Origin of the sequence: Sphingomonas sp. CCH9-F2, from assembly GCF_001556735.1 — a bacterium.
Lineage (GTDB): Bacteria > Pseudomonadota > Alphaproteobacteria > Sphingomonadales > Sphingomonadaceae > Sphingomonas > Sphingomonas ginsenosidimutans.
This window is the reverse complement of sequence record NZ_LSJO01000254.1, coordinates 1-6,927: the sequence shown is the minus strand read 5'-3', so window position 1 is coordinate 6,927 and position 6,927 is coordinate 1. Positions and strand designations below refer to the sequence as shown.

Annotated in this window: 6 protein-coding genes; 3 read left to right on the top strand and 3 right to left on the bottom strand. The window is 69.8% G+C overall.

Annotation, left to right across the window (positions count from 1 at the left end; all coding sequences use genetic code 11):
• Window positions 1-63 precede the first annotated feature (63 nt).
• The gene (locus tag AX685_RS07625; protein ID WP_066487190.1) at window positions 64-1,890 is read left to right on the top strand and encodes a methyl-accepting chemotaxis protein; all 1,827 of its coding nucleotides are present in this window, start codon (window positions 64-66) and stop codon (window positions 1,888-1,890) included.
• Window positions 1,891-1,924: 34 nt separating this feature from the next.
• Here the strand turns inward: AX685_RS07625 and AX685_RS07620 are convergent, their stop codons facing one another.
• Genes AX685_RS07620 through AX685_RS07610 form a run of 3 tightly spaced genes read right to left on the bottom strand, consistent with a single transcriptional unit; the run spans window position 1,925 to window position 4,751 of the window.
• Window positions 1,925-2,638: an inner membrane-spanning protein YciB gene (locus AX685_RS07620; protein WP_231738685.1), complete on the bottom strand. Its 714-nt coding sequence runs from the start codon at window positions 2,636-2,638 to the stop codon at window positions 1,925-1,927.
• The gene (gene ftsY, locus AX685_RS07615; protein WP_066487187.1) at window positions 2,635-3,570 is read right to left on the bottom strand and encodes a signal recognition particle-docking protein FtsY; all 936 of its coding nucleotides are present in this window, start codon (window positions 3,568-3,570) and stop codon (window positions 2,635-2,637) included. Before ftsY ends, AX685_RS07620 begins: the two co-directional genes overlap by 4 nt.
• Window positions 3,567-4,751: a MiaB/RimO family radical SAM methylthiotransferase gene (locus AX685_RS07610; RefSeq protein WP_066487184.1), complete on the bottom strand. Its 1,185-nt coding sequence runs from the start codon at window positions 4,749-4,751 to the stop codon at window positions 3,567-3,569. The genes ftsY and AX685_RS07610 overlap by 4 nt, the downstream gene beginning before the upstream one ends.
• 16 nt (window positions 4,752-4,767) lie before the next feature.
• Between AX685_RS07610 and AX685_RS07605 the strand changes: the two genes are divergently transcribed.
• On the top strand, window positions 4,768-5,322 hold the full coding sequence (locus tag AX685_RS07605) for a DUF924 family protein (protein ID WP_231738683.1): 555 nt from the start codon (window positions 4,768-4,770) through the stop codon (window positions 5,320-5,322).
• Window positions 5,323-5,477: 155 nt separating this feature from the next.
• The coding region (ffh, locus tag AX685_RS07600) for a signal recognition particle protein (protein ID WP_066487182.1) at window positions 5,478-6,927 on the top strand (1,450 nt) is incomplete at its 3' end.

Below are 6,927 nucleotides of genomic sequence, written 5' to 3'. Positions count from 1 at the left end.
GTTTACGGTATGTTACACTTGTGATGGCATGGTCAGGACACTTTATCGGAGAACCCGGCCGTCATGCTGACTTCCCTGCCCATTTCGCGAAAGCTCGCGGGGGCATTTGGCATCATCATCGCCGTCGTGCTGGCGATGATGCTCGTGCTGTGGAGCGTCCTCGGGCGTATCGAGGGCACCAGCACCAGCAGCGTGCGCGGGCAGGACGTGCTGGCGCAGACGCTGGAGATGGAAATCGCCATCCTGCGGCAGAACAGCCAGATGCGCGGCTTCCTGATCACCGGCGACGAATCCTATCTGACCCAGTATCGCGAGGCGATCGCCCAGGGCGCGGCGGCGGTCGCGAAGCTGAACGGTCTGCTGGCCGATACCCCGGCGGACCTGGCTAAGGTCGCGCAATCGCAGCGCAAGAGCACGCAATGGCGCGAACGCTTTGGTGACCGCCTGATCGCCATGTCGCGCGTCGACCGGATGGCGGCGCAGGCGCAATTGCGCGAGGTCAGCAAGCAGGCGACGGTGTTGCCGGTACTGGCGCCGCTGCGCGCGCTGCGCAAGCAGGAGCTGGAGCAGGGTGAGATCGCGCGCGCCGATCGCGAGGCGGCATTGGCCGGCGGCAAGATCGCGCTGCTGCTGGGCGCGCTGGTGATGATCGGCGGCGCGATGGCCGTGTCGATCGTGCTGACGCGGTTGCTGGCGCGGCCGATTGTGCGGCTGACCGGGGTGATGGACACGTTGGCCAAGGGCGACAACGGCGTCGAGGTGCCCGACACGGACCGCGGCGACGAGATCGGCAGCATGTCGCGCGCGGTGGCGGTGTTCCGCGCGGCGGCGATCGCCAAGGCGGCGGCGGATGCCGAACAGCAGGCGGTGGTGGCGGAGGTCGGCCAAGCGCTGTCGCGGCTGGCGGATTCGGATCTGCGGGTGGAGATCCGCAACTTCCCGTCCGCCTACACGTCGCTGGAACGCGACTTCAACACCGCGGTGTCGCGCCTGTCCGCGGCGCTGAGCACGGTGCGCGGCAGCGCCGGCGGGATCGCGACGAGCACCGCCGAGATGCACGCGGCCACCAACGATCTGGCGCAGCGCGCCGAGCAGCAGGCCGCCAGCCTGGCCGAAAGCGCCGCGGCGGTGGCGGAGATCGCATCGTCGGTGCGTGGAACCGCCGATCAGGCACAGACCGCGAGCGGCGCCGTCCGGCGCACGACCGACAATGTGCGCAAGAGCGAAGATATCGTGCGGCGCACGGTGACCGCGATCGCCGATATCGAACGGTCGTCGAACGAGATCGCGGAGATCATCGCGCTGATCGACGGGCTGTCGTTCCAGACCAACCTGCTGGCACTTAACGCCGGGGTCGAAGCGGCGCGCGCGGGTGACGCGGGCAAGGGCTTCGCGGTGGTCGCCAGCGAGGTGCGCGCGCTGGCGGAACGCTCCGCCAATGCCGCGCGCGACATCAATGCGCGGATCACCACCACCGTCGACCGCGTGCGCAGCGGCGTGCAGCTGGCGCAGGAAACCGACCAGTCGCTGCGCGCGATCACCACCGGCATCGACGAGATCGCCGACGTCGTCACGATCATCGCCGACAGTGCGGAATCGCAGGCGGCGAGCATCGGCCAGGTCAACATCGCGATCGGCGAGATGGACAGCGCCACCCAGGCCAATGCCGCGATGGTCGAGGAAGTGACCGCCGCCTGCCGCCTGCTGACCGACGAGACGGTCACGCTGGAACAGCAGGTCAACCGGTTCCAGACCCGCGATTCGGTGCCCGCGATCACCCGGCAGCGCGCCGCGGCGGTGCGCACCGTCGCACCGGCGCGACCGCGCGCGGCGGCAGCGCGGACCAGCCGCAATCTGGCGGTCAAGGACGACGACTGGAACGAGTTCTGATGCGGGCCGCCGTCGCCGATCCGGTGCGGCGGTATCAGCCCTCCGGCGGGACGGGCGCGTCGTCGCCCAGCGACAGGCCGTGGCGCATCAGCATCGGCACGTTGGCGACCGCGAACAGCAGGGTCAGCGGGATCACCACCCACACCTTGTAGATCGCCCACAGATCCCAGCCGCGTTCCGCCCCCAGCGCGGTTGCGCTGCCGCGCCACACCGCTTCGTTCAGCACGGCCATCACGACGAAGAACCACACCCAGTTGATCGTCAGCCGCCGCCAGCCGACCTCCGACAGGCCGGGGTAGGCACTGCCCATCAATTGCTGGAGCAACGGGCGGCCGGTCGCGACCCCGAAGCCCAGCGTCGCGGCGAGAAGGACGTAGACGATCGTTGGCTTCATCTGGATGAAGCGCGGGTCGCGGAAATACATCGTCAGCCCGCCGAACAGGATCACCAGCCCGGCGGAGATCAGCAGCATCGGCGGGACGCGGCGCAGCTTCACCTTGGCCAGCACCAGCGCGGCGACGCTCGCCAGCACGAACACCGCGGTCGCCAGGATGACGCGCGCCAGCAGCAGCGCCTCGACCTGTTTCAGCGTCGAGAGCATCGGCGTGAACTGCGCGACGATCCGCCGCGCGACATCCGCCGGGACCAGGAAATTGGCGGCGAAGAACAGCGCCAGCGGGCCGTAGTCGACCAGCGCGCGGATGCCGCCATGGCCGTCGCCGGTGGCGTTTGTCGGCTTGGCGCTCACCGGCCGCGCCCCGTATCGTCCACGCCGGCGATGATCCGGCTGACCTCGCGCGCGTCGAACGGGCGCAGGTCGTCCATCGTCTCGCCCACGCCGATCGCATGGATCGGCAGGCCGTAGCGCTCCGCCGCCGCGACCAGCACGCCGCCGCGTGCGGTGCCGTCCAGCTTGGTCATCACCAGCCCGGTGACCCCGGCCACTTCCTTGAACACCTCGATCTGGCTCAGCGCGTTCTGGCCGGTGGTGGCGTCGAGCACCAGCAGCACGTCGTGCGGCGCGGCGGGGTTGATGCGGCCCAGGACGCGGCGGATCTTCGCCAGCTCGTCCATCAGCTCGCGCTTGTTCTGGAGCCGGCCGGCGGTGTCGACGATCAGCACGTCGGTGCCGATCGCGGTCGCCTGCTTCACCGCGTCCCACACGATCCCGGCGGCGTCGCCCCCTTCGGGCCCGGTGACGATCGGCACGCCGATCCGCTCGGCCCAGGTCCGCAGCTGGCCGATCGCGGCGGCGCGGAACGTGTCGCCGGCCGCCAGCATCACCTGATAATCCTGTTCCATGAACAGGTGCGCCAGCTTGGCGATGGTGGTGGTCTTGCCCGATCCGTTGACGCCGATCACCAGCACCACCTGCGGCCGGGGAAAGGCGTCGATGCCGATCGGGCGGGCGACCTTGGCCAGCACCTTCTCGACCTCCTCGGCGACGACCAGACGGATGCCCAGTTCCTCCATGTCGCGCTCGAACGTGCCCTCCGACAGGCGCTGGCGCACGCGGCCGGCGGTCTCCGGCCCCAGATCGGACGCGATCAGCGCCTCCTCCACCTCGTCCAGCGTGGCATCGTCCAGCCGCGCGCCGCCCAGCCCGGCGAGGTTGCCGACCAGCCGGTCGGATGTGCGGCGGAAACCGCCCAGGAGCTTGTCGTGCCAGCTCGTGCTCATGAGATGATCGTTCCGGTCAGATGGTCGGCCGTGGCCGCGGTGATGGTGACGCGCGCGATATGGCCGACCGGATGGGGGGAGGAAAGACGTACCGCCGAAAAGTCCGCGGCGTGCCCGCGGGTTCCGGGGCGCTCGACGAGCACCGGCTGCACCGTTCCGACCTGCGCGGACAGATGCCGCGCCAGCCGCGCCGCAGCGGCATCGCGCAGCCGCGCGGCGCGCGCGCGGGCAATGTCCGGGGCCACCTGCGGCATCCGCGCCGCGGGCGTGCCGCTGCGCGGCGAATAGGGAAAGACATGCGCGTGGGTCACGTCGCCCGCGTCGATCAGCGACAGCGTGTTGGCGAACATCGCCTCATCTTCGGTCGGGAAGCCCGCGATCAGGTCCGCGCCGATCGTGATCGCGGGGCGCGTGGCCTTCAGCCGGGCGATCAGGTCCAGCGCCTGCGCGCGCGAATGGCGGCGGCGCATCCGCTTCAGGATCAGGTCGTCGCCCGCCTGTAGCGACAGGTGGACGTGCGGCATGACGCGATCGTCCTGCGTGAGCAGCGCGAACAGCGCATCGTCGATCGCGAACGGATCGAGCGAGGAGAGCCGCAGCCGCTCCAGCCCCGGCACCTCCGCCAGCAACCGCGCGATCAGCACCGCCAGCGGCGCGCCGCGATCGTCGTAGCTGGCCAGGTCCACCCCACTCAGCACCACCTCGCGCGCGCCGCCCTCCACCAGTGCGGCGACGCGCAGCACGACCTCGGCAACCGGATCGGCGCGGTTGCGGCCGCGGCCCTGCGGGATCGCGCAGAAGGTGCAGTGATGGTCGCAGCCGTTCTGCACGCCGACGAAGGCGCGCGTCTGGCGTCGTGGACGGGGCGCATTGGGGCGGGCGCCCCAGCTGACGGGCAGCAGCTTGGCCGCGTTGGAAACGATGCGGTCGACCTCCGGCATCGCGGCGAAGGCGGCGTGGTCCATCTCCGACGCACAGCCGGTGACGACCAGTTCGGCGTCGGGGCGGGCGCGGCGCAGCCGGCGGATCGCGGCGCGCGTCTGCTTCACCGCCTCGTTCGTCACGCCGCAGCCGTTGACGACCGCGACATCAGCGCCCGCCAGCTGGCGGATCGCTTCGCTTTCGGCGATGTTGAGACGGCAGCCCAGGGTCACGACCTCTGGCTGGGGCGAGAACGACATGGGGAGCGATCTAGTTATGACGGGCAGCGAAGTCGACTCCATGGCCGGTCAGGTGCTGGACTTCTGGTTCGGGCTGACGGCGCAGCAGCAGTTCGCGAAGGACGAGGCGCTGGATGCGACGATCCGGGATCGGTTCGCGGGCCTGCGCGACCGTGTGTTGGCGACGCGCGCGGCGGACTGGCGCGACGACCCGCGGCACCTGCTGGCGGCGGTGATCGTGCTCGATCAGTTTTCGCGCAACCTGTTCCGCGGCCAGGCGGAGGCATTCGCCGCCGACCCGCTGGCGCGCGAGCTGACCGATCTGGCGATCGCGCGCGGATGGGACGCGGATTTGCCGAAGGAGCGGCGCGTGTTCCTCTACATGCCGCTGATGCATGCCGAGGATGCCGCCGGACAGGCGAAGAGCGTGGCGATGTTCGAGGCGCTGGGGATCGAGAGCAACCTGAAGTTTGCGCGCGATCATGCGGAGGTGTTCGCGCGGTTCGGGCGTTTCCCGTCGCGCAATGCGGCGCTGGGACGGGAGACGACCGCCGAGGAGCGCGCGTATCTGGACGCGGGCGGGGGCTGGTGACGCGAACCATCTTGCCCCGCGGCCCGCATTCGGCTATCGCCCCGCCCCGGTTCCGTTGTTGAACGCACAGGACAAGCGCCCATGTGGTGCACGCTGGCCGGCGAGGTTTCGCCCGCCGGCGCTTTTGCGTTTGGCGGCGGGTGAAAGGAGTTTCGATGTTCGATAGCCTGAGCGATCGTCTTGGCGGCGTGTTCGACCGGCTGCGCGGCCGTGGCGCGCTGACCGAGGCGGACGTGCGTCAGGCGATGCGCGAGGTGCGTGTCGCGCTGCTGGAAGCCGACGTGGCGCTGCCCGTCGCGCGCCAGTTCGTCGACGACGTGACCGAGGAGGCGATCGGCCAGAACGTCCTGCGATCGGTCACGCCGGGACAGCAGGTCGTCAAGATCGTCAACGACGCGCTGGTGCGGATGCTGGGCGGGGATGCGCCGGAGGGCGCGGACCTCGACCTCAACGTCGCGCCGCCCGCGGTGGTGATGATGGTCGGCCTGCAGGGATCGGGCAAGACGACCACCACGGCGAAGATCGCCAAGCGGCTGTCGTCCTCCTCCATCACCGGGCGGTCGGCGAAGAAGGTGCTGATGGCGTCGCTGGACGTCAATCGCCCCAATGCGCAGGAACAGCTTGCCACGCTGGGCACGCAAGTGAGCGTCGCGACACTGCCGATCATCGCCGGGCAGCAGCCGGTCGAGATCGCGCGGCGCGCGTTGCAGGCGGCCAAGCTCCAGGGTTTCGACGTCCTGATGCTCGACACCGCCGGTCGCCTGCACGTCGACCAGGCGTTGATGGACGAGATGAAGGCGGTCGCCGACGTCGCCCGGCCGCAGGAAATCCTGCTGGTGGTCGACAGCCTGACCGGCCAGGACGCGGTCAACGTCGCGCAGAATTTCTCCGAACAGGTGCCGCTGACCGGTGTGGTGCTGACCCGGATGGACGGCGACGCGCGTGGCGGCGCGGCGCTGTCGATGCGCGCGGTGACCGGCAAGCCGATCAAGTTCGCCGGCACCGGCGAGAAGCTGGACGCGCTGGAGGCGTTCCACCCCAGCCGCGTCGCGGGGCGTATCCTGGGGATGGGCGACGTCGTCTCCTTGGTGGAGCGCGCCGCCGAATCGATCCAGCAGGAAGACGCCGAGCGGATGGCGAGCCGGCTCGCCAAGGGTCAGTTCGACATGAACGACCTTCGCAGCCAGCTGGCGCAGATGAAGCGCATGGGCGGGCTGGGCGCGCTGGCCGGGATGCTGCCGGGGATGAAGAAGGCGCAGGCGGCGATGGACGCGGTGCCGGGCAGCGACAAGATGCTGGTCCACCTCGACGCGATCATCGGTTCGATGACGCTCAAGGAACGCACCAAGCCGGAGCTGATCAACGCCAAGCGCAAGATCCGCATCGCCAAGGGTTCGGGCACGACGGTGCAGGAGGTCAACAAGCTCCTGAAGATGCACCAGGAAATGTCCACCGCCATGAAGAAGATCAAGAAGATGGGCGGGATCAAGGGCATGATGGCGATGCTGGGCAAGGGCGGGCTTGGCGGCCTGGGCAATGCCATCGGCGGCGCCGACATGGGCGACATGATGGGCAAGCTGGGCGGGCCGGGGGGCGGCCCGGGGC

What these genes read in the sequence shown, in the direction of transcription:
- AX685_RS07625 (WP_066487190.1), top strand. Translation starts at nt 64, where the DNA reads ATGCTGACTTCCCTGCCCATTTCGCGAAAGCTCGCGGGGGCATTTGGC.
- ftsY (WP_066487187.1), bottom strand. Translation starts at nt 3,570, where the DNA reads ATGAGCACGAGCTGGCACGACAAGCTCCTGGGCGGTTTCCGCCGCACA.
- AX685_RS07610 (WP_066487184.1), bottom strand. Translation starts at nt 4,751, where the DNA reads ATGTCGTTCTCGCCCCAGCCAGAGGTCGTGACCCTGGGCTGCCGTCTC.
- AX685_RS07605 (WP_231738683.1), top strand. Translation starts at nt 4,768, where the DNA reads ATGACGGGCAGCGAAGTCGACTCCATGGCCGGTCAGGTGCTGGACTTC.